This window comes from Chitinimonas koreensis, from assembly GCF_014353015.1.
Classification (GTDB): Bacteria; Pseudomonadota; Gammaproteobacteria; order Burkholderiales; family Chitinimonadaceae; genus Chitinimonas; species Chitinimonas koreensis.
In genome coordinates, this window is the sequence record NZ_CP060704.1 from 3,682,752 (window position 1) to 3,708,478 (window position 25,727).

25 protein-coding genes are annotated in these 25,727 nt (G+C 69.3%); 10 read left to right on the plus strand and 15 right to left on the minus strand.

What is annotated here, in order from left to right; translation table 11 throughout:
* The first annotated feature begins 200 nt into the window (after positions 1–200).
* Positions 201–1,673, plus strand: coding sequence for an inorganic phosphate transporter (locus H9L41_RS15285; RefSeq protein WP_028444557.1), 1,473 nt, complete (start codon positions 201–203; stop codon positions 1,671–1,673).
* Positions 1,674–1,921: 248 nt separating this feature from the next.
* On the opposite strand, the gene H9L41_RS15290 is transcribed toward H9L41_RS15285, so the two are convergent.
* The 4 genes from H9L41_RS15290 to H9L41_RS15305 all read right to left on the minus strand — a co-directional run bounded on the left by H9L41_RS15290 (position 1,922) and on the right by H9L41_RS15305 (position 4,175).
* The gene (locus H9L41_RS15290) at positions 1,922–2,644 is read right to left on the minus strand and encodes a DUF481 domain-containing protein (RefSeq protein ID WP_084299706.1); all 723 of its coding nucleotides are present in this window, start codon (positions 2,642–2,644) and stop codon (positions 1,922–1,924) included.
* A 174-nt stretch (positions 2,645–2,818) separates the two neighbouring features.
* On the minus strand, positions 2,819–3,130 hold the full coding sequence (locus tag H9L41_RS15295) for a Dabb family protein (protein WP_028444559.1): 312 nt from the start codon (positions 3,128–3,130) through the stop codon (positions 2,819–2,821).
* The gene (locus tag H9L41_RS15300; RefSeq protein WP_028444560.1) at positions 3,130–3,459 is read right to left on the minus strand and encodes a DUF2185 domain-containing protein; all 330 of its coding nucleotides are present in this window, start codon (positions 3,457–3,459) and stop codon (positions 3,130–3,132) included. The genes H9L41_RS15295 and H9L41_RS15300 overlap by 1 nt, the downstream gene beginning before the upstream one ends.
* Positions 3,460–3,542: 83 nt before the next feature.
* Positions 3,543–4,175, minus strand: coding sequence for a LysE family translocator (locus tag H9L41_RS15305; RefSeq protein ID WP_028444561.1), 633 nt, complete (start codon positions 4,173–4,175; stop codon positions 3,543–3,545).
* Positions 4,176–4,290: 115 nt separating this feature from the next.
* Between H9L41_RS15305 and H9L41_RS15310 the strand changes: the two genes are divergently transcribed.
* Positions 4,291–5,289 carry a helix-turn-helix transcriptional regulator gene (locus tag H9L41_RS15310; RefSeq protein ID WP_051318703.1) on the plus strand — a complete coding sequence of 333 codons (999 nt, stop codon included), beginning with the start codon at positions 4,291–4,293 and terminating at the stop codon, positions 5,287–5,289.
* A gap of 259 nt (positions 5,290–5,548) precedes the next feature.
* Here the strand turns inward: H9L41_RS15310 and H9L41_RS15315 are convergent, their stop codons facing one another.
* Both H9L41_RS15315 and H9L41_RS15320 read right to left on the minus strand, forming a co-directional pair.
* Positions 5,549–5,779, minus strand: a complete 231-nt coding sequence (locus H9L41_RS15315; RefSeq protein ID WP_187523447.1) for a hypothetical protein — start codon at positions 5,777–5,779, stop codon at positions 5,549–5,551.
* Positions 5,780–5,880: 101 nt separating this feature from the next.
* The gene (locus H9L41_RS15320) at positions 5,881–6,888 is read right to left on the minus strand and encodes a nucleoid-associated protein (protein ID WP_028444563.1); all 1,008 of its coding nucleotides are present in this window, start codon (positions 6,886–6,888) and stop codon (positions 5,881–5,883) included.
* A 114-nt stretch (positions 6,889–7,002) separates the two neighbouring features.
* Here H9L41_RS15320 and H9L41_RS15325 point away from each other — a divergent pair, with 114 nt between their 5' ends.
* A complete protein-coding gene (locus H9L41_RS15325) occupies positions 7,003–7,683 on the plus strand; it encodes a DUF4197 domain-containing protein (protein WP_028444564.1) in 681 nt (226 codons plus the stop codon).
* Positions 7,684–7,833: 150 nt separating this feature from the next.
* Positions 7,834–9,009, plus strand: coding sequence for an outer membrane beta-barrel protein (locus tag H9L41_RS15330; RefSeq protein WP_084299708.1), 1,176 nt, complete (start codon positions 7,834–7,836; stop codon positions 9,007–9,009).
* 38 nt (positions 9,010–9,047) lie between these two features.
* Here H9L41_RS15330 and H9L41_RS15335 read toward each other — a convergent pair whose 3' ends face one another.
* Positions 9,048–9,929 (minus strand): hypothetical protein, encoded by an 882-nt coding sequence (locus H9L41_RS15335; RefSeq protein ID WP_187523448.1) that lies wholly within the window; start codon positions 9,927–9,929, stop codon positions 9,048–9,050.
* A 937-nt stretch (positions 9,930–10,866) separates the two neighbouring features.
* Here H9L41_RS15335 and H9L41_RS15340 point away from each other — a divergent pair.
* The 5 genes from H9L41_RS15340 to H9L41_RS15360 all read left to right on the plus strand — a co-directional run bounded on the left by H9L41_RS15340 (position 10,867) and on the right by H9L41_RS15360 (position 18,547).
* Entirely contained in the window at positions 10,867–12,393 is a 1,527-nt protein-coding gene (locus H9L41_RS15340; RefSeq protein ID WP_051318642.1) for an ATP-binding protein, read from the plus strand.
* A 147-nt stretch (positions 12,394–12,540) separates the two neighbouring features.
* Complete coding sequence (locus H9L41_RS15345; protein WP_157461787.1) at positions 12,541–15,225, plus strand: ATP-binding protein; 2,685 nt, start codon at positions 12,541–12,543, stop codon at positions 15,223–15,225.
* Positions 15,226–15,311: 86 nt separating this feature from the next.
* Positions 15,312–16,340, plus strand: coding sequence for an anthranilate phosphoribosyltransferase (trpD, locus tag H9L41_RS15350; RefSeq protein WP_028444567.1), 1,029 nt, complete (start codon positions 15,312–15,314; stop codon positions 16,338–16,340).
* A gap of 62 nt (positions 16,341–16,402) precedes the next feature.
* Positions 16,403–17,191, plus strand: coding sequence for an indole-3-glycerol phosphate synthase TrpC (trpC, locus tag H9L41_RS15355; protein WP_028444568.1), 789 nt, complete (start codon positions 16,403–16,405; stop codon positions 17,189–17,191).
* Positions 17,192–17,521: 330 nt separating this feature from the next.
* Positions 17,522–18,547, plus strand: a complete 1,026-nt coding sequence (locus H9L41_RS15360) for a porin (protein WP_051318644.1) — start codon at positions 17,522–17,524, stop codon at positions 18,545–18,547.
* 925 nt (positions 18,548–19,472) lie between these two features.
* Here the strand turns inward: H9L41_RS15360 and H9L41_RS15365 are convergent.
* The 4 genes from H9L41_RS15365 to H9L41_RS15380 form a co-directional block, all read right to left on the minus strand.
* Complete coding sequence (locus tag H9L41_RS15365; RefSeq protein WP_028444569.1) at positions 19,473–19,799, minus strand: hypothetical protein; 327 nt, start codon at positions 19,797–19,799, stop codon at positions 19,473–19,475.
* Between the two features lie 111 nt (positions 19,800–19,910).
* A complete protein-coding gene (locus H9L41_RS15370) occupies positions 19,911–20,477 on the minus strand; it encodes an NADPH-dependent FMN reductase (RefSeq protein WP_028444570.1) in 567 nt (188 codons plus the stop codon).
* A 46-nt stretch (positions 20,478–20,523) separates the two neighbouring features.
* Positions 20,524–20,913 (minus strand): OsmC family protein, encoded by a 390-nt coding sequence (locus H9L41_RS15375; protein WP_028444571.1) that lies wholly within the window; start codon positions 20,911–20,913, stop codon positions 20,524–20,526.
* A 107-nt stretch (positions 20,914–21,020) separates the two neighbouring features.
* Entirely contained in the window at positions 21,021–21,722 is a 702-nt protein-coding gene (locus H9L41_RS15380) for a pirin family protein (protein WP_034605872.1), read from the minus strand.
* A 122-nt stretch (positions 21,723–21,844) separates the two neighbouring features.
* Between H9L41_RS15380 and H9L41_RS15385 the strand changes: the two genes are divergently transcribed.
* Entirely contained in the window at positions 21,845–22,648 is an 804-nt protein-coding gene (locus H9L41_RS15385) for a CHAD domain-containing protein (RefSeq protein ID WP_028444573.1), read from the plus strand.
* Positions 22,649–23,140: 492 nt separating this feature from the next.
* Here the strand turns inward: H9L41_RS15385 and H9L41_RS15390 are convergent, their stop codons facing one another.
* The 4 genes from H9L41_RS15390 to ribH all read right to left on the minus strand — a co-directional run bounded on the left by H9L41_RS15390 (position 23,141) and on the right by ribH (position 25,727).
* Entirely contained in the window at positions 23,141–23,629 is a 489-nt protein-coding gene (locus H9L41_RS15390; protein ID WP_028444574.1) for a phosphatidylglycerophosphatase A family protein, read from the minus strand.
* 22 nt (positions 23,630–23,651) lie between these two features.
* A complete protein-coding gene (thiL, locus tag H9L41_RS15395; protein ID WP_028444575.1) occupies positions 23,652–24,611 on the minus strand; it encodes a thiamine-phosphate kinase in 960 nt (319 codons plus the stop codon).
* A 28-nt stretch (positions 24,612–24,639) separates the two neighbouring features.
* Entirely contained in the window at positions 24,640–25,047 is a 408-nt protein-coding gene (nusB, locus tag H9L41_RS15400) for a transcription antitermination factor NusB (RefSeq protein ID WP_265583804.1), read from the minus strand.
* Positions 25,048–25,241: 194 nt separating this feature from the next.
* Positions 25,242–25,727, minus strand: a complete 486-nt coding sequence (gene ribH, locus H9L41_RS15405; protein WP_028444577.1) for a 6,7-dimethyl-8-ribityllumazine synthase — start codon at positions 25,725–25,727, stop codon at positions 25,242–25,244.

Below are 25,727 nucleotides of genomic sequence, written 5' to 3' on the forward strand. Positions count from 1 at the left end.
GGCGCGTTCGCCGTCGATCTCGAACGCCAGGCCAGCTTAGGCCGCGTCGCCGCGTCGTACGAGGCCGCGCCGATGCAACGCGGCGCGCGCCGGCTGGAATGCGGCGGACGGCGACGAAACGCAAGCGATGCAGGCCGGATGCCGTGGCGGCGAGGAAGCTGCGATAATCCGCGCCTTCATATTCCCGTAACCAATCCTTCATGTTCGACATCTTCAGCGGGCTCGATTTCTGGGTCGTCGTCAGCCTGTGCCTCGCGCTCGGATTCGTGCTGGCCTTCGAGTTCATCAACGGCTTCCACGACACGGCCAACGCGGTCGCGACGGTCATCTACACCAAGTCGATGCCGCCCAATACCGCGGTCGCGCTGTCCGGCCTGTTCAACTTCCTCGGCGTGCTGCTCGGCGGCGTGGGGGTGGCCTACGCGATCGTCCACCTGTTGCCGGTCGAGCTGCTGATCGCGGTCGACACCGGCCACGGCCTGGCGATGGTGTTCTCGCTGCTGGCCGCCGCCATCGTGTGGAACCTCGGCACCTGGTATTTCGGCATCCCGGCCTCGAGCTCGCACACGCTGATCGGCTCGATCCTCGGCGTCGGCCTCACCAATGCCGTGATCACCGGCATCCCGCTGGCCGACGGCATCAACTGGAAGAAGGCGGTCGACATCGGCCTGTCGCTGGTGGTGTCGCCGGTCACCGGCTTCCTGCTGGCCGGCCTGATGCTGTGGCTGCTCAGGCGCTACCTGCCGCTGTCCAAGATGCACAAGACGCCCGAGCTGCGGCGCGAGGTCGACGGCAAGAAGCATCCGCCGTTCTGGAACCGGCTGGCGCTGGTGCTGTCGGCCATGGGCGTGAGCTTCGTGCACGGCTCCAACGACGGCCAGAAGGGCATCGGCCTGATCATGCTGGTGCTGATCGGCATCGTGCCCGGCAAGTTCGTGCTCGACCTCGACAGCACCACCTACCAGATCGAGCGCACCCGCGACGCGGTGGTGCACCTGAGCCAGTTCTACCAGCGCAACAGCGCCAGCCTCGGCGCCTACCTGGCGCTGGGCCGCGGCAACGGCAGCGAGATGCCGGCCCGCTTCAAGTGCGAGCCGACCCAGACCTCGCCGACCATCCTGAGCCTGCTGTCGGTGCTCAACGGCGTGAAGGACTACCGCGACCTGGCGCCCGAGACCCGCGCCCAGGTGCGCCGCAACCTGCTGTGCCTGGACGACACCGCGCGCAAGGTCGGCAAGCTGCCGCAGCTCGACGGCCGCGAGAAGGCGGACCTCGAGAAGCTGCGCAAGGACCTGACCGCCACCACCGAGTACGCGCCGCTGTGGGTGATCGTGGCGGTGGCGCTGGCGCTCGGCATCGGCACCATGGTCGGCTGGAAGCGGGTGGTCGAGACGGTCGGCGAGAAGATCGGCCGCCAGGGCATGACCTACGCCCAGGGCATGTGCGCCCAGATCGTGGCCGCCAGCGCGATCGGCATGGCCAACCTGTTCAGCCTGCCGGTGTCGACCACCCACGTGCTGTCGTCCGGCGTGGCCGGCACCATGGTCGCCAACGGCAGCGGCCTGCGCGGCAGCACCATCCGCAACATCCTCTTGGCCTGGGTGCTGACGCTGCCGGCCACGATGGGGCTGTCGGCGCTGCTGTTCTGGCTGGCGACGACGCTGTTCGTCTGATCGCAGCCGCTGCTGAATGTCAGCCGCTGCTGAATGTAATAAGGCCACGCCGATGCGTGGCCTTATTCATGGGCACCGTGCGTCCGATATGCGGACCATGGGCGAAATGGTCCCGAACGAGCGCCTCGCGGCGGCGAGGACGGGGGCGTAGGCATCGATCAGGGCGCCGCTGCATGAGTCCGAACCGCCGGTGAACACCCGGCATTGCCGGGTGCTCGCACAAACCGACGGGGAACATCGGCCCGCCGTCAGAACTCGTAGGCGACCGAGAAACGGCTCTCGGTATCGAGCCGCCGCGTCAAGCTGTCGACCGGCTCGCTATAGGTCCAGTCGACCCGGAACTTGACCGAGAAATGCTCCGACAACTTGCTCTTGAGCCCGACGCCGAGCTCGGCCAGGTCCTCGTGGCGGCTGTATTCGAGCTGCAGGGTCTGGAAGAAGTCGATGCTGTCGCCGATCGGATAGTCGAACCGGTTGCGCACCACCAGCAGCGGCGCGTTGCTGCGCGTGTCGTCGCTGTGGACGGTGCGGCGGTAGCCCGGCCCGACTTCGAGCGTCAGCTTGCCGCGCTCGAACACCGCGTCGCGCAGGCCGGCGCCGACGATCAGCGAATTGCGGTGCTTGAGGTAGCTGAAACGGTTGTACTTGAGCTCGGGGTCGACGAAGCCGTAGTAGCGGTCGTCGCCGTCGCGCCAGCGCTCGTACTTGGGCGACACCAGGTAGCGCTCGTTGACCAGCTCGACCGCGCCCTCGTCCGAGGCGGCCCGCTCGCGCCGCGCCTCGATCAGCATCGACGAGCGGTCGTGATCGGTGCGCTTGGCCACGTCGAGGTCGACCCGCCAGGCATCGCTGCGGCTGTTGCCGCGCGAGAAATCGGCGCTGGCCTCGGCCTCGCCTTCCCAGCCGGCGTGGGCCGCGAGCGTGGCGGACAGCAAGAGGACGGGCAGGCAGGTACGGATCGGGACGGGCATGGTACGACGGGCGGGAAGACCGGGGAAACGGCGCGGCGAACCGCGCGGGCGAGCCGAAGCATGCCGAAAATCGCCGCGAGCGTCGATGCCGGATACCGGCAGCGCGCGGCGGTCGTGCCGGAAGGCGGCCGGCGGGCCGCGGCGTTTCGCCGCCGCCCACCGGCGGAGCCGGCCTCAGGCGGCGTAGTAGTCGAATACCAGCACCTTGGCCAGCACCGGCTGCAGGCTGGCGACGAAGCGCTGGTGGGCCGGGTGCACGCGGTAGCGCTCGCAGGCGTCCGCATCGGCGAAGGTGAGCAGGAAGGCGTGGCTGAAGCCGCGGTCGAGCTGCTCGGGGCTGACGTTGACGCCGGCCTCGAAGGCCTGCACCTCGTCGATCTCGGCCGGCAGCGCGCGGAACGCCGTACAGGCCGCCTCGACCTCGGCCGGGCCGGCCTCGGGCTTGAAGGCGAACAGCACCAGGTGGCGCAGGGACGGGACCGCCATCATTCGCTCACATCGTAGAAGACGCCGTCGTCGCCGCGGTCGAACGCCGCGCCGACCGGCGACCCGAGCAGCGGCACGATGGCGGCGTCGTAATTGGCGATCACGTTGACGTCGAGCAGGCTGAAGTTCTTCGGATTGTCGATGTAGCGGTCGTCCTCGCCGCCGGTGAAGAAGCGCCAGCCGCTGTCCTCGTCGTCCTCCGGTTCGTCGCGGTACATGTAGCCGATGGTCTGCCCCTCCACCGCGATCAGGTCGGTGACCACACACAGGCCGAGGCCGGTGGCGATGGGGCGGATGTCCTTCGGGTCGATCTTGTAGCGTTTCTGCATGGTGCGGCTCCTGGCGAGATGGCCGCCAGCATACCGCCCATGCGCCGGTTTTGCCCGTATTCGGCTAGCCGACGGGCTCGCCGTCAGACCCGCCGCCAGCCGTCCCAGGCGGTCAGCGCCGCCGCCGTCATCAGCAACAGACCGACCCCCTGCGCCAGCCGGCGGTTGGCTTCCGGCTTGGCCGCCAGCCAGCCGCGCGCCCGCGCCGCCAGGAGCGCCAGGCCGCCGTAGACCGAGACCTGGGTGGCCGCGGTGATCAGCCCGAGCACGCCGGCCTGGCTCCACAGCGCCTGGCCGGGCCGCACGAACTGCGGAAAGATCGCCAGCATGAAGACGTAGGCCTTGGGATTGAGCAGGCTGGTCAGCACCGCGCGGCGGAAACTCTCGACCATGGTGCGGCCGCCGCCGGTGATCTCCGGCGCGAGCACCATGCCGCTGTGCATCAGCGCCCAGCCGATCCAGATCATGTAGCCGGCGCCGATCAGCAGCATCAGGTTGAAGGCCGCCGGCAGCCATTGCAGCAGTGCGCCGATGCCGGCTGCCGTCATCAGCATGTGGCAGACGCCGCCGGCGACGATGCCGGCCACCGCGGCGAAGCCGGCACGGCGGCCGCCGACCAGCGCGCTGCCCATCACGAACGCCATGTCCATGCCCGGCAGCACGATCACGCCGAACACCACCACGAAATACAGCCACAGATTGGCCGCCTCACTCATTGCCGTCTCCCCGTCCAGGTCGCCGCCGCGGGCACCCTGCCCCGGCCGTCGCTGAGCGGCACTCTAGGCGGCAATCAGGACGGATTCCGCCCGGATTGAAACTAGAATGGCCGGCATGACCCGACCCACCACCCGCGTGCTCGCGCTGCTCGAGCTGCTGCAGAACCACGGCCTGATGAGCGGCCCGGAATTGGCGCGCCGGCTCGAGGTCGATCCGCGCACGCTGCGGCGCTACATGGTCGCGCTGGAGGAGCTCGGCATCCCGATCACCGCCGAGCGCGGCCGCGACGGCGGCTACCGGCTGATGCAAGGCTTCAAGCTGCCGCCGATGATGTTCACCGACGACGAGGCGCTGGCCCTGGCGCTGGGCCTGCTGGCCGCGCGCGGACTGGGCCTGGCCGACGCCGCGCCGGCGACCGAGAGCGCCCGCGCCAAGCTCGAGCGGGTGATGCCGGAGCGGCTGCGCCGCCAGGTGCGCGCGCTCGATGCCACGGTGACGCTCGAGCAATCGAACGCCCAGCCGCCCGGCGACAACGTCGCGCTGGCGGTATTGAGCCAGGCGGCGCAGGCGCAGCAACGCGTGCGGCTGCATTACCGCGCGGCCAGCGCCGCCGAGACCGCGCGCGAGGTCGACCCTTACGCGCTAGCCCATCGCGACGGCCGCTGGTATCTGGTCGGCCACTGCCATCTGCGCGGCGGCCTGCGCTCGTTCCGGCTCGACCGGATCGGCGCGGTGCAGCCGCTGCCGGCCAGCTTCCTGCGCCCGACCGGCTTCGACGCGCTCGGCCACCTGGCCGATTCGATCGCCACGCTGCCGCGTGCGCATGCGACGCGGGTACGGCTGCACACCGATCTGGCCGGCGCGCGTCGCGCGGTGTTTTCCTCGCTCGGGGTGCTCGAGGCGGTCGACGGCGGCGTGCTGCTGCACAGCCAGACCGACGACCTGGGCTGGATGGCGCTCCAATTGGCCGCGCTGCCGTTCGGTTTCGAGATCGAGGCGCCGGCCGAGCTGGGCGAGGCGCTGGCGGCGCATGCAAGGGGATTGCTGGCCGGGCCGGCGGCGATGGGTAGACCGGCTGTGAAAGGTGAAATGGTCGTGAAAGGTGAAACGTGAAAGGTGAAAGGTGAAACGTGACCCCATCCCCCTCCCAGCCTCCCCCTTGAAGGGGGAGGAGCAGGACTGCGCCAGTTCTACCGGCCGCGATCGTGCAACCGACTTCGAGGCGCTCCCTTCCCTTCAAGGGGAGGACTGGGGTGGGGATGGGGTTTCACATTTCACATTTCACATTTCACATTTCACATTTCACATTTCACATTTCACATTTCACATTTCACATTTCACATTTCACATTTCACATTTCACATTTCACATTTCACAGCCCCTCAGGCATTGCCCCCGTCATCGCCAGCGTGCACAGCACCTGCGATCCGCCGCTGTTGAGCGGCACCAGCACGCCGTTCAGGTCGACCAGCACGTGCGGCGCGTCGTCCTCCCCCGGCGGGGTGGTGGGGTTGTAGAGATACCAGCCGTCGGCCTGGCGGGCGACGGTGATCGGCGCGGCCTGGATGCCGGCCTGCAGTGCGGCGAAGAAGTCGGTGTACATGCGGATTTCCGGAGACGACGGACGCAGCCGGCAGGCGGCGTCCACTCATCGCTCCAGATGGGTGCGCCGATGGCCGCAATCAAGAGCGCGGCCGCCGCGAACTACTCTTCGAGCAGCGCGCGCTTGAGGTGCTCGGGCACGTCGTACAGCACTAGCGTGTCCGAATGCTTGTCGTAGATCACCGCGCCCGAGCGCAGGCTGCTGCGGTCGAACTCGACCTTCCACTTCGGCGCGCTGGCCTTGAAGCGCACCAGCGGCTTGATCGCGCGGCGGTCGGGCACGAAGCCGCCGGCCAGCTCCAGCGCTTCGTCGCCGAAGGCGCCGCGCAGCCGTTCCGGCGCATCGGGCCAGAGCTGCTCCGCCGCGGCGTCGAGGCTCAGCGGCTCGCCCTCGCCGCCGAGCGCGTCGAGATAGCCGTGCGCACGTTCCATCAACTGGTCGCGCGCTTCCGGCTCGAGCTTCTGCGCCTCGGCGAACCGGCCCAGGCCCTGCACCAGCTTCTGGGTCTCCTTCAGCGCGATCACCACGTCGTTGCAGCCGAGGAAGAGCTTGAAGTACTGCGCCACGTCGGCGCGGCCCTTGAGGAAGCTGATGTAGCGTTCGGCGCCGCGCTGCCAGGCGGTCAGGTCGATGCGGCCGGCCACCCGCAGGCTGGCGAGGTCGAGGTGCGGCTGGTCGACGATCTCCAGCCCGGCGGTGATCGCGCTGCCGACCGTCTCGGTGACCAGCGCCACCAGGAGGCAATCGCTGGCGCCGTTGTGCACCCGCGCGATCAGCACGTAGCCGCCGCTGGCGAGCTGCTCCTGCTCGGCGCGCACCTGCAGGTGCTGCATCATCAGCTGCGCCAGCGTGGCGAAATCGATGCGCTGCTCGATCACGTGCTGGCGCACGAAGCGCGCCATCGGGAAGTTGTCCTCGTCATCCTCGAAACGGCCGTAGCCCTTGCCCAGCCGCTCGGCATAGTGCTGGCAGAGCTGGTCGACCAGGCGCTGCGCCGACGGCGTCAGCGGCATCGGGCCGGCATGCAGCTCGATGGCGGCCGGACCGTGCTGGTCCTTGATCAGCTTGTGGACGACGAGATCGGCGATGGTGTGCTGGAACGGGGTCATGCGCGGCTGGAAACGGGGAAGTGCGGGCCACGATTGTCCCACGCCGGGTGGCGCCATGGCGTCGCGGCGCGGCAAACCGGCTAGAATTTTCCCTCCCCGCCCCGGAGCCCTCCCATGTTCAAGGCATTGCTGGCCGGCCTGGCCGCCCTTTCGCTCTCCACCGCCGCCCACGCGATCGACCTCGCCGACCTCAGCAACAAGGACGCCGGCGCCGGCCTCAAGGAAGCGCTGAGCCGCGCCGCCTCGGCCGCGGTCGGCCAGCTCGGCCGCACCGATGGCTACCTCGGCGACGAACGGGTCAAGATCCCGCTGCCCGGTAATCTGCAGAAGGCCGAGAGGCTGCTGCGCAACTTCGGCATGGGCGACCGCGCCGACGAGCTGGTGACCGCGATGAACCGCTCGGCCGAGCGCGCGGTGCAGGAGGCGCGGCCGATCCTGGCCGACGCGGTGCGCAAGATGAGCTGGCAGGACGCCAAGGGCATCCTGGCCGGCGGTGAGACGGCCGCCACCGAGTATTTCCAGCGCACCACGCGCGACAGCATCGCCGCCAGGTTCCTGCCGATCGTGCAGAGCGCGACCGCCAAGGTGAAGCTGGCCGAGACCTACAACCGCTACGCCGGCCAGGCCGCCCAGTTCGGCCTGATCAAGGCCGGCGACGCCAACCTCGACCAGTACGTCACCCAGAAGGCGCTCGACGGCCTCTACCTGATGATCGCCGACCAGGAACGCGCGATCCGCCAGGATCCGATCGGCCAGGGCAGCAAATTGCTGCAGAAGGTGCTCAGCGCCCGCTGAACCGCGACCTGGCACAAGCCGGCGGATGATGCGATGCAACATCCGCCGGGAACGATCGTTCCGGCCGCGCGTCCCATGTCCGGCGGCCTGCGCCGCCGCGCCGCCTGTTTCGACACCCCATCCCTCAACACCCGGAGCCTCCGAGCCGATATGCGTCGTGCCGACTGGATTGCCTTGCCCCACTGCGGCCTTGCCGCCGCCCTGCTCGGCGCCGCGCCGGCCTGGGCCGCGCCGCCGGCCGACGCCGGCTCGCCGCTGCAGCTGTCGGCCGGCGTGCGCGCAGTGCACGACGACAACCTGACCCGCACGCCCGAAGCCCAATCGGACCGCTACCTCCAGTCCAGCGCCCTGCTCGGCTACGCGCCGCGCTTCAGCGGCCAGCAGCTGAAGCTGGCGGCACAGCTGAGCCACTACGACTACGATCGCCGCAGCGACCTGGACGGCAGCGCCTACGACCTGTCGGCCGGCTGGAGCGGCCGGCTCGGCGAACGCTTCGGCGGCGAACTCGGCCGGCGCCAGCGGCGCGACCGCGTCGACCTGTCGGACGCGCCGGCCAAGGACTGGCTGCGCCAGCGCAACGATCGCGCCGGCCTGCGCTACGGCATCGACGGCGCCTTCAGCGCGGGCCTGGCCGCCGAGCGCGTCGCGCAACGCCACAGCCTGGCCGAACGGCAGCCGCTCGACTACGACGACCGTTCGGCCAAGGCCGACCTGCGCTACCGTTCGGGCCGCGGTTCGGCGGCCAAGGTCACGCTCGCCCAGGGCCGGCGCGATTACCGGATCGGCCCGGCCAGGAGCGGCCCCGGCACGCCGGGACCCGCCCCGCTCGATTACGACTATCGCGAACTCGGCGCCGAAGTCGACTGGCAGGCCGGCGCACGCACCCGCCTCGAAGCCGGGCTGACCCGTTTCCGCCGCGAAGACGCGGCCGGGACCGACGACGGCACCGACGCCAATGCCTCGGCGCACTGGGCGCCGACGGCAAAGCTCGCCTTCGACCTCGGCTACGCGCTGACCCATCCGGCCAGCCGCAACGACTTCAGCGACCCGGCCGAGGAAACCGTGCTGACGGCGGCCGCCAGCTGGCAGTGGCGCGCCAAGGTCGCGCTGCGCGCCAGCGTGCACGCCAACCACCGCGATTACCGCGAACAACCGGCGGGTACCCGGGCGGATCGCCTGCTCGGCGGCAAGCTGGGCATGCTCTACCAGCCGCTGCGGACGGTCGAGGTCGACGCCGAGATCGGGCACGAGCGGCGCGATTCGAACTTCGATCTCTACGATTACGAAGGCGAGATCGTCAGCCTCGGCCTGCGCTACCGCTACTGAGCCGCGCGCGCCCTGCCTACGCCGGCGCGCCCGCCGGTTCATCGCCCGCCCCGGTTCTGCGGAATCCTGATTCCGTCGGCCCTCCCCTCGAACGGGATCACCGCCTGCGCCATGGCCAGCATGTCCTCGACGTGAGCCAGGGTGTAGAAGATCCGCGCCGCCCGGTCATACTCGCCGGCCCGCTCGGGCTTCACGATCAGGATGGGGATGGCGGCCTTGGCGTGGACATTCAGTTCGATCGCGAGCCGTTCGGCGTGATCGGCCTGGATGATGGCCAGGTCGGGCTTGCCGCCGCCGTCGCCGCGCAGGAGCGCGCCGGCATGGGCCGCCGCGTAGGCGGTATAGCCGCGCGCGGCGAAATGATCGGCGATCATGCGCGCGCACCGCGGATCCCCCTGCATCAGCACGCCGACCGTGCAGCGCTCGCGCGGTGCCGGCCGGGTCGTGAGATAGAGATGGGCGACCGTATAGGTGGGCAGGCCCGGATCGGCCTCGGCCAGCGGCATCAGCGCCCAGTTGCCTTTCAGCGGTTCCTGCAGCACCAGCTCGGTGTCGCAGAGCGGCTTCGAGGGCAGCGTGGCCCGTACCGCGGAAACGCAGTATTCGCCGCCGGGCAGGCGCATCGTAGCGCGGACCACGTGGCGGTAGTCGGCTGCCGGCTTGAGCAGATCGGTGTAGTCCACGCCCAGCGCCTGCCCGACGCAGGTCAGGTAGTGCAGGCTGTCGGTGCCTTCGTGCAGGATCTGCCAGCCGGTCTTGTAGGAGATGCCGAGCAGCGTGCTCAGGTAATGCGCGGCACGCAGCCTCGGCGGCCTGCCCGGGCATGCTCGAGGGCGACGCGCAGATTGTGCGCAATCACCCGGTGGATGGGATTGTCCGTGCCCAGACCGCGCTTGCCAGCCATTTTTCCTCCAACTCATGAGTATGGAAGCGGTCTGCGCGATCGGGCGATTCGGCTGCGAAGACGGTGGATTGCCGTCCCATTCCAGCCGGATCCGATTCTCGATTATTCGAAACCCAATTCAATATCGCAAACAGCTTCTTATGCTATTTGAAAAGTTCATCAAGAATATAAACTATATATCACGTGTTTCATTCCATGCAAGCGGATCATCGCCGCTGCACTATTCTTCGTACCGGCAATCGATCGAGGCATCGTTGACGGGCAATTTATTACCTTTTTCGTAATGAATCTCCATGAATACGGCCTGGCGTTTTGGCTATGATTTCAATCACCACATACCCGGCTGCCGTATGGCGATTGCCCGCATCGTCCCCTGCGTGCAATCGAATTATCGGTGACCGGGTATGCGGTCCCTGGCCGGTGGCTGACAAAGCCAAGGGGCACAGCGGCGTGAAACGTGAAGGGGGCCGTTCACACGAGCACCAGGGTTGCAATTCATTCCCGGCGTATTTCCAATCAGATAGACAATTGCAAACTCGCTTTCGAATCCGGGAGCAGGAATATCCCGTTCGGCATTGCGGCAAACCGACGGCGGCATTCGAAGCGAAGGTAGATCCAGGTATCCATACGGCCTCGACGACAAGAAGGCCGATGCTATCCGGCCAGGTGCAGCAGACTTGGCCGGCCTGACGAGGATGGCCAAGATTAGCCATATATTCGTAGCCAGTTCATCTATGTCATTCGATTGAATGGAGGCATCGGCAGAGGCTCGGCTCTGCCGGTCCTTCAATACAGGATCATTCCATGCGAAAACAGGCGGCAAAGCCGATTGAAATCGCAGTGCCGGAGTGTGGATTGCGCGGTCCCGGTCAGCGGCCCCCTCGTCCGTCCGATTCCAGTCGTCGTCGGCCAGGATACTCGCCCGATTCCGGACGAATCGCGGATCTCGTCCCATGAGCGCGCCGAATCCCGGCCGACGGCAGGCCGATCCGGATCTCACCTATGCTTTCGGCGATTTCATGCTGCAGTCCAGGGAGCGCCAGATATGCAATGGGGGCCGTACGGTCCATCTCGGCTCACGCACCTTCGACCTGCTGGTAGCCCTGGTCGAGCGCGGCAATCGCCTGGTCACCACCACGGTCCTGCTCGAGCAGGTCTGGCCGGGCTTGGTGGTGGGCGAAAACAATGTCCAGGCTCATATCTGCATCCTGCGCAAGCTGCTCGGCTCCGCCGCCATCGAGACCGTGCCCGGCCATGGCTATCGCTTCGTCCTGCCCGTCACTGTCCGGCCGGATGCCGCGATCGATGCACCCGGCGGTCCGGCCGCGCCGGGCCGGTGCTTCCCGCTGCTGGGCCGGGAAGACGATATCGCCCAAGTCCGGCAACGGGTGTCGAAGCATCGGCTGGTCACCGTGACCGGTGCCGGCGGCATCGGCAAGACCCGGTTGGCGCAGGCGGTGGCGCAGGCCGTTGCGACCGATTTCGCCGCGGGCGTGGACTGGGTCGACCTGTCGACGCTGACCGACCCCGAGCAGCTTCCCTGCCGGACGGCGGCGGCGCTCGGCATCCGGTGGACCGGCCGGCACGCGCCCGAAAGCGAGCTGCTGCGGGCATTGAAGGATCAAGCCCGGCTGATCGTGCTCGACGGCGCCGAACACCTGCAGCAGCACACGGCGGCGCTGGTCGGCCTGCTCGGCGCGGCGAATCCGCGGCTGCACTTCCTGGTCACCAGCCAGGCGCGGCTGCAACGGGTCGACGAGCAGGTCTTCCGGCTGGCACCGCTGCCGGTCCCCGGCCCGTACGTCACCTCGGACGAGGCGATGGAGCACGGCGTGGTCGCGCTGTTCGTCTCGCGCATCCGCGCACTCGGCTGCCCGTTCACGCTGCATGCGGGCAATCTCGCCGCCGTGCTGGAAATCTGCCGCCGTCTCGACGGCCTGCCGCTGGCACTCGAGCTCGCCGCGGCGCGCGTGCCGGCGCTCGGCCTGGCCGGGCTGGCCCGCCGCCTGGACGAGCGCTTCCAGCTGCTCACCGACGGCAACCGTGGCGCTCCGCCGCGCCAGCAGACGCTGACCGCCGCCCTGGCGTGGAGCTATGGCCTGCTCGATGCCGATGCCCAGCGCATCTTCCTGCGCCTGGGCAGCTGGCCCGGCGCCTTCGGGCTCGACGACGCGATCGCGCTGCTCTGCGACGACGCACTCGACGAATGCCGCTTGATCGACATCCTGGCCGAGCTGGTCGAACGCGCGCTGATCGTCCTCGATGAAGACGATCCGCCCAGCTACAGGCTGCTCGAATCGCCGCGGCTGTTCGCGCAACGCGAGCTCGGGCGCCATGGCGAAGCGGTAGCGCCGCGCTCGGCCGACCCGTATGCGGCGGCCGGCATGCCACCGGATGCAGCGCCGTTTCTCCACGTCCGCCCGGCATTGCCCAGACCGCCATGCCGGCCGCAGCCGCGGCAAGGTGGCGAGCAAAAATAGAAATACGTCGCGGTGGTCCAGTAGCCCCACTTCCCGCTCCCCGGTAAAGTAAGGCGAGGCCACCGGGGGTCGGGCCTGCCGTGCTCGCCACGGTGCCATCGGTCCTCGCGCCGGTACTCCTTAGCTCCGTATTCCTGGTCGAATCCCTTGAGTCCATCCGAACAACCGCCGCACCCTCGCCAGGCCGCCGCCGACGTCAGCTACGTCTTCGGCGGTTTCGAGCTTCAGGTCGGGGAGCGCCGGCTCCATGCCGGGATGGCGCCGGTCCATCTCGGTTCGCGCTCGTTCGACCTGTTGCTCGCGCTGGTCGAGCGCGGCAACCGGCTGGTCACCATGGCGACCCTGCTCGAGCAGGTCTGGCCGGGCCTGGTGGTCGGCGAGAACAACGTACAGGCCCATGTCTCGGCGCTGCGCAAGGTGCTCGGCCCTGCCGCCATCGAGACCGTCACCGGCCATGGCTACCGTTTCACGCTGCCGATCGAGACACGGCGCGGCGCAGTCGCAACCCCGCCGGCCGCACCGCCCGCCCCCGCCGCGCCGCCAGCGGCCGCGGCCACCGCGTCGCCGCCGACCCGGCTGCGCCCGCTGCTCGGCCGCGACGACGAGATCGCCACGCTGTACCGGTTGATGAACGAAAGCCGCGTGGTCACCGTGGTCGGCGCCGGCGGCATCGGCAAGACCAGCCTGGCGCAGGCGGTGGCCCAGGCCAAGCAGGCCGACTTCGAACATGGCGTCGCCTGGGTCGAGCTGGCGCGGCTGACCGATGCCGAGCAGCTGCCCTACCAGCTGGCCGGCGCGCTCGGCGTCGCGGTCAGCGAACAGGGCGTGACCGACAAGCACCTGTTCCGCGAGCTGCGCAACCAGTCGCGGCTGATCGTGCTCGACAACGCCGAACACCTGCGCCAGGGCGTGGCCGACCTGATCGGTGCGCTGTGCGGCGCGAGCGATCGGCTGCATTTCCTGGTCACCAGCCAGACCCGGCTGCAGATCGCCGACGAACAGGTCTTCCGGCTGGCGCCGCTGCCCTTCCCAGACCAGCCGCTGCCGCCCGAGGCGGCGCTCGGCTACGGCGCCGTCGCGCTGTTCGTGTCGCGCGCTCAGGCGCTGAATCAATCCTTCGTGCTCAACGAACGCAATACCCCGGCGGTGCTCGACATCTGCCGCCGCCTCGACGGCATCCCGCTGGCGCTCGAACTGGCCGCCGCGCGCGTGCCGGCGCTCGGCGTGGCGGGCCTGGCCGAGCGGCTGGACGAGCGCTTCCGCCTGCTCAACACCGGCAACCGCAACGCGCCGACGCGCCAGCAGACGCTGGCCGCCACCATGGAATGGAGCTACCGCCTGCTCGGCGTCGAGGAGCAGCGCGTGTTCCGCCAGCTCGGCGGCTTCCTCGGCAGCTTCGATCTGGACGACGTGATCGCGGTGGTGCAGACCGACGGCCTCGACGAATACGGCCTGATCGAGCTGCTCGGCGAGCTGGTCGAGCGCTCGCTGGTGGCGGTCGACCGCGGCGATCCGCCGAGCTACCGGCTGCTGGAATCGCCGCGCATGTTCGCGCTGGCCGAGCTCGAGCGCATGCAGGAGGCCGATGCGCTGCGCCGCCGCCATATCGCCCACTACCGCCGCCATGCCGAGGCGATCTACGCCGCGCTGGATACGCCCGACTGGCCGGCCAAGTGCGAGTGGATCGACCAGCACTACGGCAACCTCTACACGGCGCTGGACGCCGCGCTCAACCACGAGCTGGACCCGCTCGGCGGTACCCTCATCGCGCTCGCGCTCGGCCGCTACTGGCACGAGCGCGCCCACCTGACGGAATCGCGCCAGTGGCTGCTGCTGGCCTATCTGCACCAGGAAGAGCTCAGCGATCCGCTGCGCGCCCGCTTGCTGTACCAGGTCGGTTCGCACTGGATCTCGACCGGCAGCTTCACGCTCGGCGTCGATCCGCTGACCGAGAGCTATGCGCTGTTCAGCCGCCTGCCCGAGTACCGGCGCGAGTGGGCCATGGCCGGCAACGACCTCGGCGTGGTCAAGTTCTACCTCGGCCACTACGAGGAGGCGAACGCGCTGTATACCTCGGTGCTGCCGATCCATCGCTCGATCGGCAACCACCCGGTCGAGGCCGACACGCTGGCCAACATCGCCTACTGCTACCTGGCCACCAACCAGTTCGAACTGGCGCAGGAGCACGCCAAGCAGGTGCTGCCGCTGGTGCAGGGCGACAATTTCCGCCTCGCCTACACGCAGGGCCTGCTGGGCAACTGCGCCTTCGAGCTCGGCGACACGGAAAGCGCGATCGACCACGAGCGACAGGAAATCGAGATCCTGATCCGCTACGGCGAGGGCTCTACGCTGGCCATGGCGCAGCAGCGGCTGGCCAAGTACCTGTGGTCGCTCGGCCGGCGGATCGAGGCGCGCGGCGCCATGGCCGAGGCGCTGACGGTGTTCGCCAATGCGCCGCATCCGACCCTGCTCGGCTACTGCCTCGACACCTGCACCGGCTTCGCCATCTCGCTGGCCCAGTGGGACGCCGCCGCGCAACTGGCCGGCTTCGCCCACGACTGGTTCGCCCGCAACCAGGCCTACCGCGCGCCGGTGCGGCAGCGCCAGCTCGATGCGCTGCTGCCGCAGCTGATCGCCCAGCGCGGCCCGCTGGAGCAGGATCCGGACTACCGCCACGGCGCCACGCTGACCCTGGCCCAGGGCCTGGCGCTGGCGCGCTCGATGCTCGACACGATCGACGAAGCGGCGGCCGGCGACCCGGTGGCCGGCAATCCGGCACCCGGCGATCAGGCAACCGGCAGCCCGGCCGCCGATCCGGCAACAGGCGCCTGAAGCCGGCCCGGGCCACGACAGCCTTGGTCCGGGCGGAGGCGGCGGCTAGAATCCCTGCTCCCCGCTTCAATCCCTCCAGGCCCGCCATGACCACGCCCCAAGCCGCGCTGAACCGTCTGATCGACGGCAACGAACTGTTCTACGACGAGATGTTGTCGGTGATGCGCCAGATCATGACCGGCACCATGTCGCCGGTGCATACCGCGGCCATCCTGATCGGCCTGCGGGTGAAGGTGGAGACGGTGTCCGAGATCGCCGCCGCGGCCACCGTGATGCGCGAGCTGTCCAGCCGGGTGGCGGTGCAGCGGCGCGAGCACCTGGTCGACACCTGCGGCACCGGCGGCGACGGCGCGCATACCTTCAACATCTCCACCACCGCCGCCTTCGTCGCCGCGGCGGCCGGCGCGCGCGTGGCCAAGCACGGCAACCGCGGCGTGTCCTCGTCGAGCGGCTCGGCCGACGTGCTCGAGGCGCTCGGCGTGAACCTGGCGCTGACGCCCGAGCAGGTCGGCCAGTGCATCGACGAGGTCGGCGTGGGCTTCATGTTCGCGCCCAACCACCACGGCGCGATGAAGAACGTCGCCCCGATCCGCAAGGAACTGGGCGTGCGCACGATCTTCAACATCCTCGGCCCGCTGACCAACCCGGCCGGCGCCGACAACCAGGTGATGGGCGTGTTCCATCCCGACCTGGTCGGCATCCAGTGCCGCGTGCTCAAGGAGCTCGGCAGCCGCCACGTGCTGATCGTGCACGGCCGCGACGGCCTCGACGAGATCAGCCTGATCGACCGCACGCTGGTCGCCGAGCTGTGCGACGGCGAGATCACCGAGTACGAATTCGATCCGCGCGACCATGGCTTCGCGCTGTGCGAGCCGGCCGCGCTCAAGGCCGCCGGCCCGGCCGAATCGCGCGCCAAGGTCGAGGCGGTGCTGGCGGCCGAGGCCGGCCCCTGCCGCGACATCGTGGTGCTGAATGCCGGCGCGGCGCTCTATGCGGCCGGCGTGGCCGCCAGCCTGGCCGAGGGCTTCGCCGCCGCGGCCGCGGCGATCGACAGCGGCGCGGCGCGGGCCAAGCTCGCCGCGCTGGTCGAACTGAGCCAGCGCTTCAAGAACTGACCGACGACTCGCAACCCTTCGACGCACTGCGTCCTCCGCGGCCTTCGCGGCGAAAGCATTCCATGTCCGACATCCTGCAAAAGATCCTCCACACCAAGGCCGACGAAGTCGCCGCCGCGCGCCGCGCCAAGCCGCTCGAAGCGGTGCGCGCCGAAGCCGAGGCCGCGCCCGGCGTGCGCGACTTCACCGGCGCGCTGCGCGACAAGTACGCCGACGGCCAGGCCGCGGTGATCGCCGAGATCAAGAAGGCCAGCCCGTCCAAGGGCGTGATCCGCGCCGACTTCCGGCCGGCCGAGATCGCCGCCGACTACGCCGCCCACGGCGCCGCCTGCCTGTCGGTGCTGACCGACGAGCAGTACTTCCAGGGCCACGCCGACTACCTGCGCGCAGCGCGCGGCGCCTGCGCGCTGCCGGTGCTGCGCAAGGATTTCGTGGTGGACGCCTACCAGGTCTACGAGGCGCGCGCGATGGGCGCCGACTGCATCCTGCTGATCGTCGGCGCGCTCGACGCCGGCCATATGCGCGAACTCGAGGCGCTGGCCCATGAGCTCGGCATGGCGGTGCTGGTCGAATCGCACGACCGCGCCGAGCTCGACCGGGCGCTGACGCTGAAGACGCCGCTGATCGGCATCAACAACCGCGACCTGCGCAGCTTCGAGGTCTCGCTCAAGACCACGCTGGACCTGCTCGAACGCATCCCGAGCGACCGCATCGTGATCACCGAATCGGGCATTCTGAAGCCGGCCGATGTCGAGCTGATGCTCGAGCACGAGGTCTACGCCTTCCTGGTCGGCGAGGCCTTCATGCGCCAGCCTTCGCCGGGCGCAGCGCTGGCCGAGCTGTTCGGTTGATCCGCCTGGCGATGGTTCGACGTCGACGCCTGGCGGGCGCCAGCGATGGGGTAGGCAGGTCTTCGCTCGATTTCTCTCCCACGCCCTCGCCTCGCCGTCGCTCGTTTGCCGGCCAAGGACAGCCTCCGGGCCGCTATCTCGGCCAGCAAAGAAAACAAGGCGCTGCGGCGCCTTGTTTCATTTATGCATCCTGCGGTTTTCCCTCATGTTGCAAGGCGTCCACATTCCAGGACTTGTAACAGCGTTGTCACGGCGGCTCCGTATAAAGCGCTCCGTCGCCCCCGGATTGCCGGGGCTGCCGAATCGCAAATCAACAACGGGAGTCTCTCCATGAAAAAGCAACTGCTCGCCATCGCCGTCCTGGGCGCCCTCGCCGCCCCGGCCTTCGCCGACAACAACGTGACCCTCTACGGCCGCATCGACATGGGCCTGGAACGTAGCGACGACGGCACCACCAGCCGCTTCGTGGAACAGAACTTCGCCTCGCGCATCGGCTTCAAGGGCGAGGAAGACCTGGGCGGCGGCCTGAAAGCCCTGTTCCAGATCGAAACCGGCGTGTCGCCGGACGACAGCGCCAACAGCGCCGCCTGGGCCAGCCGCAACAGCTTCGTCGGCCTCAAGGGCGACTTCGGTACCGTGCTGATGGGCAACCACGACATGCCGTTCAAGTCGCTGGACCGCAACGTCGGCACCATGTGGAACCAGACCGACCCGATCGAGCAAGTGGTCAACGGCAAGGCTTCGGCCGGCGCCATCGGTGCCAACTTCCACACCCGCCAGAAGAACGTGGTGCAGTACCACTCGCCGGTGTGGAGCGGCTTCCAGCTCAAGGCCGCGTTCTCGCCCGACGAAGCCAAGGTCGACGGCGGCACGAACAAGCAGGTCTACGGCCTGTCGGCTGAGTACAACGCCGGTCCGTGGAACATCGGCGCTGGTTACGAAAACAAGCAGGACGCCGCCACCAAGGGCAAGGATCTGAGCGCCGTCAAGCTGATCGGCGGCCTGAAGATCGACGCCTTCACGCTGGGCGCCGCCTACGCCAAGCTCGACAACGACAACGGCAGCAAGGTCGACACCTGGGCCCTGGTCGGCAACTACACCATCGGCGCTACCACACTGAAGGCCGCCTACGGCACCGCCGACGAAAGCAAGGGCAACGCCCAGGACGGCACCGCCCTGTGGTCGTTCGAAGTGGACTACTCGCTGTCCAAGCGCACCACGGTGTACGGCTACTACGCCGCCTACAAGAACGACGGCAAGTCCAAGGCCAAGTTCGAGACCGGCGACAACAAGTACGCCCCGGTTGCCGGCGAAGATCCGAGCGTGTTCGGCGTGGCGGTTCGCCACAACTTCTGATCTGCCTGGCGACGGTTCAGCGTTGGCGATGGGTGGGCACCCGGCAAAGCCGGGCTGATTTGGACGGTAGTGGGGAGGCCGGCAGATCTTCGCTCGATTTCTCCCCACTCCCCCGCCTCGCCCTAAGGGCGAGGAGCCTCGCTGACGCTCGTTCGCTGTCCCTGGCGGTCGCATGTGAATCGGGCACGGAGCTTTCTCCGTGCCCGATTCGCTTTTGGGGAAACAGATAAGGCGCAAGAAAACGATGTAGCGCCTTCGGATCTACCTGGCGACGCGTAAGCGTTGACGATTGGCTGGCACCCGGCGAAGCCGGGCTGATTTGGGCAGTAGTGGGGAGGCAGGCCGATCTTCGCTCGATTTCTCTCCCACTCCCCCGCCTCGCCCTTAGGGCGAGGAGCCTCGCTGACGCTCGTTCACTGTCCCTGGCGGTCGCATGTGAATCGGGCACGGAGCTTTCTCCGTGCCCGATTCGCTTTTGGGGAAACAGATAAGGCGCAAGAAAACGATGTAGCGCCTTCGGATCTACCTGGCGACGCGTAAGCGTTGACGATTGGCTGGCACCCGGCAAAGCCGGGCTGATTTGGGCGGCAGTGGGGAAGCAAGCAGGCAGATCTTCGCTCGATTTCTCTCCCACTCCCCCGCCTCGCCCTTAGGGCGAGGAGCCTCGCTGACGCTCGTTCGCTGTCCCTGGCGGTCGCATGTGAATCGGGCACGGAGCTTTCTCCGTGCCCGATTTGCGCTTATAGGGGACGATGCAGCGCCACGATCAGCGCGATGCAGCGGTGTTCCGTAGGAGCGGCTTCAGCCGCGAATCGTGGAGGTGTCGCCGTCGTCATTCGCGGCTGAAGCCGCTCCTACAAAAGCAGGTCGCAGCGGTATCCATGTCGCACCGCCGAATGAACACTGGCCCGGCGCCTGCGCCGCGCTACCAGCGCCGCCACCAGCCGAAACCGAAGCGCGGGCCGTAGTCCCATTGCCGCATGCGTTCTTCCTGGCGCACGTCGTCGAGCTGGGTCTGCTGCATGTAGTCGAGCACCGGCTCGGCGACGCCGGCCTTGTTGAGGCGGACGATGTCGCTGGCGCTCAGGCGGTAGCTGGTGCGGCTGTCGCGGATCATGGCGATCAGCGCGTTGGGGGTGGTGCCCTGCTTGCTCAGCGCGATGACGTCGTCGACCGAGAGCGGCGGCGGCAGGGTGGCGCAGGCGGCCAGCAGGACGGCGGACAGGATGGGTAGCATTACGGTGCGGCGCATGGCGGCTCTCCTCGATCGGCTTTCACCATAGACCCCGGCACGCACGAAAAGTGCATGCGGCCGGCCGCCGACAGCGGCCGGCGCACCGATCCACATCCTGGCGCGGGGGGCTCAGAGGGCCTTGACCGCCCCCGTCACCGCGACCAGCCTGGCCGCCAGTTTCTCGACCTGGCTCTGCTGGCGCGCATCGGACAGCTTGCCGTCCTGGCCGAAGGCCTCGTGCGCGCGGCTGATCGCCAGCGTCTGCGGCAGCGTGCTCACGCCGAGCGTGTGCAGGATGTCGCGCAGGTGGTTGAGCCCGCGCAGGCCGCCCAGCGCACCGGGCGAGGCGGCGGTCAGCAGCGCGGTCTTGCCCTGGAAGGCAGCGCCGGCATCGATGCGCGACAGCCAGTCGAGCGTGTTCTTCATCAGCGAGGAGACCGAGGCGTTGTTCTCCGGCGAGGCCAGCGCCAGGCCGTCGTGCGACTGCAGCAGCGTATTGAGCGCACGGGCGCGCTCGGGCACGCCGTTCTCGCTTTCCCAGTCGCCGTGGTAGAGCAGCATGTCGAAATCGGCCAGGTCGATCAGGCTGGCCTCGCCGCCGGCGTCGCGCACCGCCTGCGCCAGCACGCCGGCCAGCTTCTTGTTGAGCGAACCGCGCCGGGCGCTGCCGGCGAATACCAGGATGCGTGCTGACATGGGGGTCTCCTCGTCAATAGGGTGGATTGGCGGATCGGGTAGCGCTTCAGGCCGCCGGCGCGACGACGGTCTCGGTCGCGATCTCGATGCGGCCGCTCAGGGTCTTGTGCACCGGGCACTTGTCGGCGATCTCGGCCAGCCGGGTGCGCTGCACCTCGGTCAGGTCGCCGACGAACTCGAGCCTGCGCTGCATGCGGTAGACGCCGTCGCGCTCGACGTGGTCGATGGAGACATGCACGTCCTCGAGCGGGAAGCCCTTGCGCGCGGCGTACATGCGCAGGGTGATGGCGGTGCAGGCGGCCAGCGCCGCGTCGAGCAGCTGGTGCGGATCGGGGGCGGTGGTCGAATCGTCGGCATCGGCGAGCCAGCGGGCGGCTTCGACGCTCAGTTCGGTCAGGTAGCTGCCCCCTTCGGATTTGCGGGCTTGGACGGTCATGGCGGGTTCCTCTCGTATCGTTTGCAGCGGATTGTCGTTGGTCTTTGGAGTACCGGCCGGTCGCGGGCTTCATCGTGCGACCGGCCGCGGCGGGCGGCGTTCCGCGGTCAGGCCAGGTCGAACACCAGCACTTCGGCGTCGCGGCCGTCCTCGAACCGCAGCGTGCCTTCACCGGCCAGCAGTGCCGCATCGCCGGCGGCCAGCGCCTCGCCGTTCACCGCGAGCTCGCCGCGCACCAGGTGCACATAGGCGCGGCGACCGGGCGCCAGCGGCAACTCGGCGCGCTCGCCGGCGTCGAACAGGCCGGCGTGGAGGCGTGCGTCCTGGTGCAGCGCCAGCACCCGCTCGCCGCCCTCGGGCGCCGCGATCAGCCGCAGCCGGCCGCGCTTTTCGTCCGGCCCAACGTGGAATTCCTGATAGCTGGCGTCGAGCCCGGTCTGCGAGGGTACGATCCAGATCTGCAGGAAGTGCACCGGCTCCTCGGTCGAGCCGTTGTACTCGGAGTGGTAGACGCCGCGGCCGGCGCTCATGCGCTGCACGTCGCCGGCACGCAGCACCGAGCCGTTGCCCATGCTGTCGCGGTGCTCGAGCGCGCCGGACAGCACGTAGCTGACGATCTCCATGTCGCGGTGGCCGTGGGTGCCGAAGCCGGCGCCGGCGGCGACGCGGTCCTCGTTGATCACGCGCAAGGCGCCGAAGCCCATGTGGGCCGGATCATAGTAGTCGGCGAAGGAAAAGCTGTGATAGGACTTGAGCCAGCCATGGTCGGCATGACCGCGTTCCGCGCTGCGCCGGATGGTGATGGACATGATGCACTCCTTTCAAATGTTTGAATGCCTGGAGTGCATGTTAAGACTGCATCAGTTGCACTGATAGCGGAATGATCTGAGCCGATTGATCCGATTTTTTGAATATAGACGAGGAAGCCGCGATGTCCCCGATCAAGCGTTGCATCCTGGCCGGCAACCGCCAGTCGGCGAAGTCGCTGCGCGGTGCGCAGGCCCGCGTGCTGGCGGCAGCCGACCCGGAAGCGCTGCACGACCTGCGCGTGGCGATCCGGCGCTGGCGCAGCCTGGCCGCGCCGTGGCGGCCGCTGGACGATTTCGCGTCGATCGCGGCGCCGCTGCGCCGGCTCAAGCGCGTCGCCGATCTCGGCGGCCCGCTGCGCGACGCCGAGGTGCAGGACGCGCTGCTGGCCACGCTGGCGCCGGTCGCCGACGCCGGGCTGGAGCGCTGGCAGGAGGAGCGCGCCGCCGAATTGGCCCGCCAGCAGGCCAGGCTGCTGGGACGGTTGCAGGGCAAGCGGCTGGCGCGGGCGATCCGGCGGCTGGAGCGCCGGCTCGAACGCGGCGTCGACGCGGCGCCGAGCAATGAACTGCTGGCGGCGCTGCGCCGGCACGAGTCGGCGCTGGCCGCGCAACTGCGGGCCGACCTGGCGCTGGGCCCGGCGCTGTTCGCCGAGCGGGCGCGCTGGCACGGCACGCGGCTCGACTGCAAGCGGCTGCGCTACCTGCTGGAGGAATACGGCACGCTGCTCGGCGAGGGGCGCGCAGCCAACGCGCTGGCCGCCAAACTGGCGCAGGACGCGCTGGGCGAGTTGCACGACGTCGATGCGCTGGCCGAGACGCTGTACGCAGCCGGCGTCACCGCGCTGGCCGGCCCGCTGGCGGCCTTGCGGCGGCAGCGGCTGGCGCGTGCGCAGGCGGCGCTGGTCGAGCTGTCGGCCTGGATCTGAGGCGGGGTCCGGCGGCCGGTCGCGATCGACCGGGAGAATGCGGCGAAGAAAGGTCGGCCGGTCGGATCCGGCCGGGGGAATCGTGCCGTGCAACCTTTGCCGGCGGCGCGGTCGAACGGAGTGAAGGCTGGTCGAGGCATTCCGGCAGGCGCGGGCCTCCCGGCGGCGGCATCACTCCTCTCCAAAAGAGGTTCGCGGTATGGCGGCAGCGCCATGCCGCGTTTTTTATTCCGCGGCGCCGACGCCGCCGCAGGAGCGGCTTCAGCCGCGAATCGTGTTCGGGGCTCCCATGCCATTCGCGGCTGAAGCCGCTCCTACGAGGAGGCATCGGCATCGGTTCGAAGATCGGCACTGACTCATCTGGCGTGTCGTATCCCGCGCGCCGACACCGCCGTAGGGGCGGCTTCAGCCGCGAATCGCGTTCGCAGCCCAGCCGTCATTCGCGGCCGAAGCCGCTCCTGCACAAGGCCGCAGCCACGGCTGGCGCGGCGCTCAAGCCAGCCAGGGCGACGCCAGCCACAGCAGCGCGGCCGCCGGCACGGCCGCCAGCGCGTCGTCGAGCATCACGCCCAGGCCGCCCTTGACCCGCGCGTCGATCCAGCGGATCGGCCACGGTTTCCAGATATCGAACAGGCGGAACAGCGCGAAGGCGGCGCCCCAGCCCAGCCAGCCCTGAGGCGCCAGCGCCAGCAGCGGCAGCATCGCCACGATCTCGTCCCATACGATGGCGCCGTGGTCGCTCACGCCGAGCGCGCGGCCGGTCCTGTCGCAGACCGGCACGCCGAGCGCGAACAGCGGGATCGCCAGCAGCGCGATCGCCAGCGGCGACAGCCAGCAGGCCAGCAGCAGGTAGAACGGGATCGCCGCCAGCGAGCCGAAGGTGCCCGGCGCGCGCGGCGCCAGGCCGCTGCCGAAACCGAGCGACAGGAGGTGGGCGGGATGGGACAGCAGCAGCTTGAGGTCGGGCTGGCGGGCGGGCATTGCGAAGCGCTTTCGGCCGGGGCTAGTCGAAGTGGTTGAAGCCGGCGCGCGGCAGCGCCAGCGGCTGGCCGGCGGCGTCGCGCACGGTGACGCCCCGGCCGGCCCGCATGGCGCCGATGCGGGCCAGCGGCAGCGCGAGCTCCGCGCCGAGCGCGGCGATGCGTGCGCGCTCGGCCGGCGCGGCGGTGAAGCACAGCTCGTAGTCGTCGCCGCCGGCCAGCCGGGCCAGGTCATAGCCCGGCACGGCCTGCACCGCCGGATCGAGCGGCAGCTGCGGCAGCAGGGCCAGCTCGATCTCTGCGGCCAGCCCGGACGCGCGGGCGATGTGGCCGAGATCGGCCGCCAGGCCGTCCGACACGTCGATCGCCGCCGAGGCGAGGCCGCGCAGGGCCCGGCCCAGCGCCACCCGAGGCACCGGCCGGTCGAGCCGTTCGGCGCAATGGGCCAGGTCGGCAGCGGCCAGCGCCAGCTCGCCGTAGCGCTGCCGCACCGCCAGCGCGGCGGCGCCGGTCGGGCCGGACAGCCAGACGTCGTCGCCGTCGCGCGCGCCGTCGCGGCGCAGCGCCTGGCCCGGCTCGACCTCGCCGAGGATCTGGATCGACATCGCCAGCAGGCCGGAGGTGGTATCGCCGCCGATCAGCTCGGCGCCGTGCGCATCGGCCAGCGCGAACAGGCCGCGCGCATAGTCGGCCAGCCAGCCGGCGTCGGCCGCCGGCAGCGTCAGGCACAGCGTGAACCAGCGCGGCGCGGCGCCCATGGCGGCCATGTCCGACAGGTTGACCGCCAGCGACTTCCAGCCGAGCGAATACGGATCGGCGCCGGCGAAGAAATGGCGGCCCTCGACCATGGTGTCGGCCGCCACCGCCAGCTGCAGGCCGGCCGCCGGCGCGATCAGCGCCGCATCGTCGCCGATGCCGAGCGCGGCGCCCGGCGTGGCGCGCGTGAAGTAGCGGCGGATCAGGTCGAATTCGTCGAGCGGCATGCGCGGCGCGGGCGGACCGGAGGCGGGATCAGCGGCGCTTGTTGCGGCCGGCTTCGACCTCGTCGGCGCGCACTTCGAGCGCCAGCTTGTCGAGCACGCCGTTGACGAAGCGGTGGCCGTCGGTGCCGCCGAAGGTCTTGGCGATCTCGATCGCCTCGTTGATGATCACCGCGTAGGGGGTCTCGGGCTTGGCGGTCAGCTCGAAGGCGCCGACCAGCAGGATGGCGCGCTCGACCGGGCTGACGTCGGCCTCGTCGCGGTCCAGGTGCGGCACCAGCTTTTCCTTGAGCACCGCAGCGTCGCGCATGCAGGTGTAGAAGATCTCGCGGAACAGCGCCTCGTCGGCGCGCACGAAGCTGGTGCTGCTGTCGCGCAGGAAGCGCTCGATGGCGGCGACGCCGTCGCCGGTCAGCTGCCACTGGTACAGGCCCTGCACGGCGAATTCGCGCGCGCGGCGGCGGGCGGACTTCTGCGGGGCTTCTTGGCGTCTTGGGGTTGGGCGGCTTGGCTCATGGGCATTCCTGTCGAAAGAGCAAACGCGGCCGGGGCCGCGCGGGATGGATCGCCGGGAGACGGGCGCTCCCGGAAGGATGGATCGACGGGCGCGGGCGGCGATGGCCCGCGGCCCGACTACAGCTTGAGGCGTTCGCGCAGCGCGGTCTGCAACCGGGCCATCTCGACCGCGACGCGGGCGGCGTCGGTGCCCTTCTCCTGCATGCGCACCAGCGCCTGGTCGTCGTTCTCGGTGGTCAGGATCGCGTTGGCGATCGGCACGCCGAAATCGAGCGTCACCTGGGTCACGCCGGCGCCCGACTCGTTCGATACCAGTTCGAAATGATAGGTCTCGCCGCGGATCACTGCGCCGAGGGTGACCAGCGCGTCGAAACGGCCCGACTTGGCCATGGTCTGCAGCACCAGCGGCGCCTCGAGCGCGCCGGGCACGGTCGCCAGCAGCAGGTCGGATTCCGCCACGCCCAGCCGCACCAGCTCGTCGCGGCAGGCCGCCAGCAGGCCCTCGCAGACGTCGCTGTTAAAGCGGCACATGACGATGCCGACCTTGAGGCCGCGGCCGTCGAGATTGGATTCGATTTCGGGGAGGTGTTCGAAGCGCGGCAT

Excerpts from the sequence above, each read along its gene's own strand:
- H9L41_RS15310 (WP_051318703.1), top strand. The coding sequence starts at position 4,291 with ATGACCCGACCCACCACCCGCGTGCTCGCGCTGCTCGAGCTGCTGCAG.
- H9L41_RS15365 (WP_028444569.1), bottom strand. The coding sequence starts at position 19,799 with ATGCGCCGCACCGTAATGCTACCCATCCTGTCCGCCGTCCTGCTGGCC.
- H9L41_RS15315 (WP_187523447.1), bottom strand. The coding sequence starts at position 5,779 with ATGTACACCGACTTCTTCGCCGCACTGCAGGCCGGCATCCAGGCCGCG.
- H9L41_RS15385 (WP_028444573.1), top strand. The coding sequence starts at position 21,845 with ATGTCCCCGATCAAGCGTTGCATCCTGGCCGGCAACCGCCAGTCGGCG.
- H9L41_RS15390 (WP_028444574.1), bottom strand. The coding sequence starts at position 23,629 with ATGCCCGCCCGCCAGCCCGACCTCAAGCTGCTGCTGTCCCATCCCGCC.
- H9L41_RS15360 (WP_051318644.1), top strand. The coding sequence starts at position 17,522 with ATGAAAAAGCAACTGCTCGCCATCGCCGTCCTGGGCGCCCTCGCCGCC.
- H9L41_RS15285 (WP_028444557.1), top strand. The coding sequence starts at position 201 with ATGTTCGACATCTTCAGCGGGCTCGATTTCTGGGTCGTCGTCAGCCTG.
- H9L41_RS15330 (WP_084299708.1), top strand. The coding sequence starts at position 7,834 with ATGCGTCGTGCCGACTGGATTGCCTTGCCCCACTGCGGCCTTGCCGCC.
- H9L41_RS15305 (WP_028444561.1), bottom strand. The coding sequence starts at position 4,175 with ATGAGTGAGGCGGCCAATCTGTGGCTGTATTTCGTGGTGGTGTTCGGC.
- trpD (WP_028444567.1), top strand. The coding sequence starts at position 15,312 with ATGACCACGCCCCAAGCCGCGCTGAACCGTCTGATCGACGGCAACGAA.
- H9L41_RS15380 (WP_034605872.1), bottom strand. The coding sequence starts at position 21,722 with ATGTCCATCACCATCCGGCGCAGCGCGGAACGCGGTCATGCCGACCAT.
- thiL (WP_028444575.1), bottom strand. The coding sequence starts at position 24,611 with ATGCCGCTCGACGAATTCGACCTGATCCGCCGCTACTTCACGCGCGCC.
- H9L41_RS15335 (WP_187523448.1), bottom strand. The coding sequence starts at position 9,929 with ATGAGTTGGAGGAAAAATGGCTGGCAAGCGCGGTCTGGGCACGGACAA.
- H9L41_RS15340 (WP_051318642.1), top strand. The coding sequence starts at position 10,867 with ATGAGCGCGCCGAATCCCGGCCGACGGCAGGCCGATCCGGATCTCACC.
- H9L41_RS15290 (WP_084299706.1), bottom strand. The coding sequence starts at position 2,644 with ATGCCCGTCCCGATCCGTACCTGCCTGCCCGTCCTCTTGCTGTCCGCC.
- H9L41_RS15375 (WP_028444571.1), bottom strand. The coding sequence starts at position 20,913 with ATGACCGTCCAAGCCCGCAAATCCGAAGGGGGCAGCTACCTGACCGAA.
- H9L41_RS15320 (WP_028444563.1), bottom strand. The coding sequence starts at position 6,888 with ATGACCCCGTTCCAGCACACCATCGCCGATCTCGTCGTCCACAAGCTG.
- H9L41_RS15295 (WP_028444559.1), bottom strand. The coding sequence starts at position 3,130 with ATGGCGGTCCCGTCCCTGCGCCACCTGGTGCTGTTCGCCTTCAAGCCC.
- H9L41_RS15300 (WP_028444560.1), bottom strand. The coding sequence starts at position 3,459 with ATGCAGAAACGCTACAAGATCGACCCGAAGGACATCCGCCCCATCGCC.
- H9L41_RS15370 (WP_028444570.1), bottom strand. The coding sequence starts at position 20,477 with ATGTCAGCACGCATCCTGGTATTCGCCGGCAGCGCCCGGCGCGGTTCG.
- H9L41_RS15325 (WP_028444564.1), top strand. The coding sequence starts at position 7,003 with ATGTTCAAGGCATTGCTGGCCGGCCTGGCCGCCCTTTCGCTCTCCACC.
- trpC (WP_028444568.1), top strand. The coding sequence starts at position 16,403 with ATGTCCGACATCCTGCAAAAGATCCTCCACACCAAGGCCGACGAAGTC.
- ribH (WP_028444577.1), bottom strand. The coding sequence starts at position 25,727 with ATGCCGCGCTTCGAACACCTCCCCGAAATCGAATCCAATCTCGACGGC.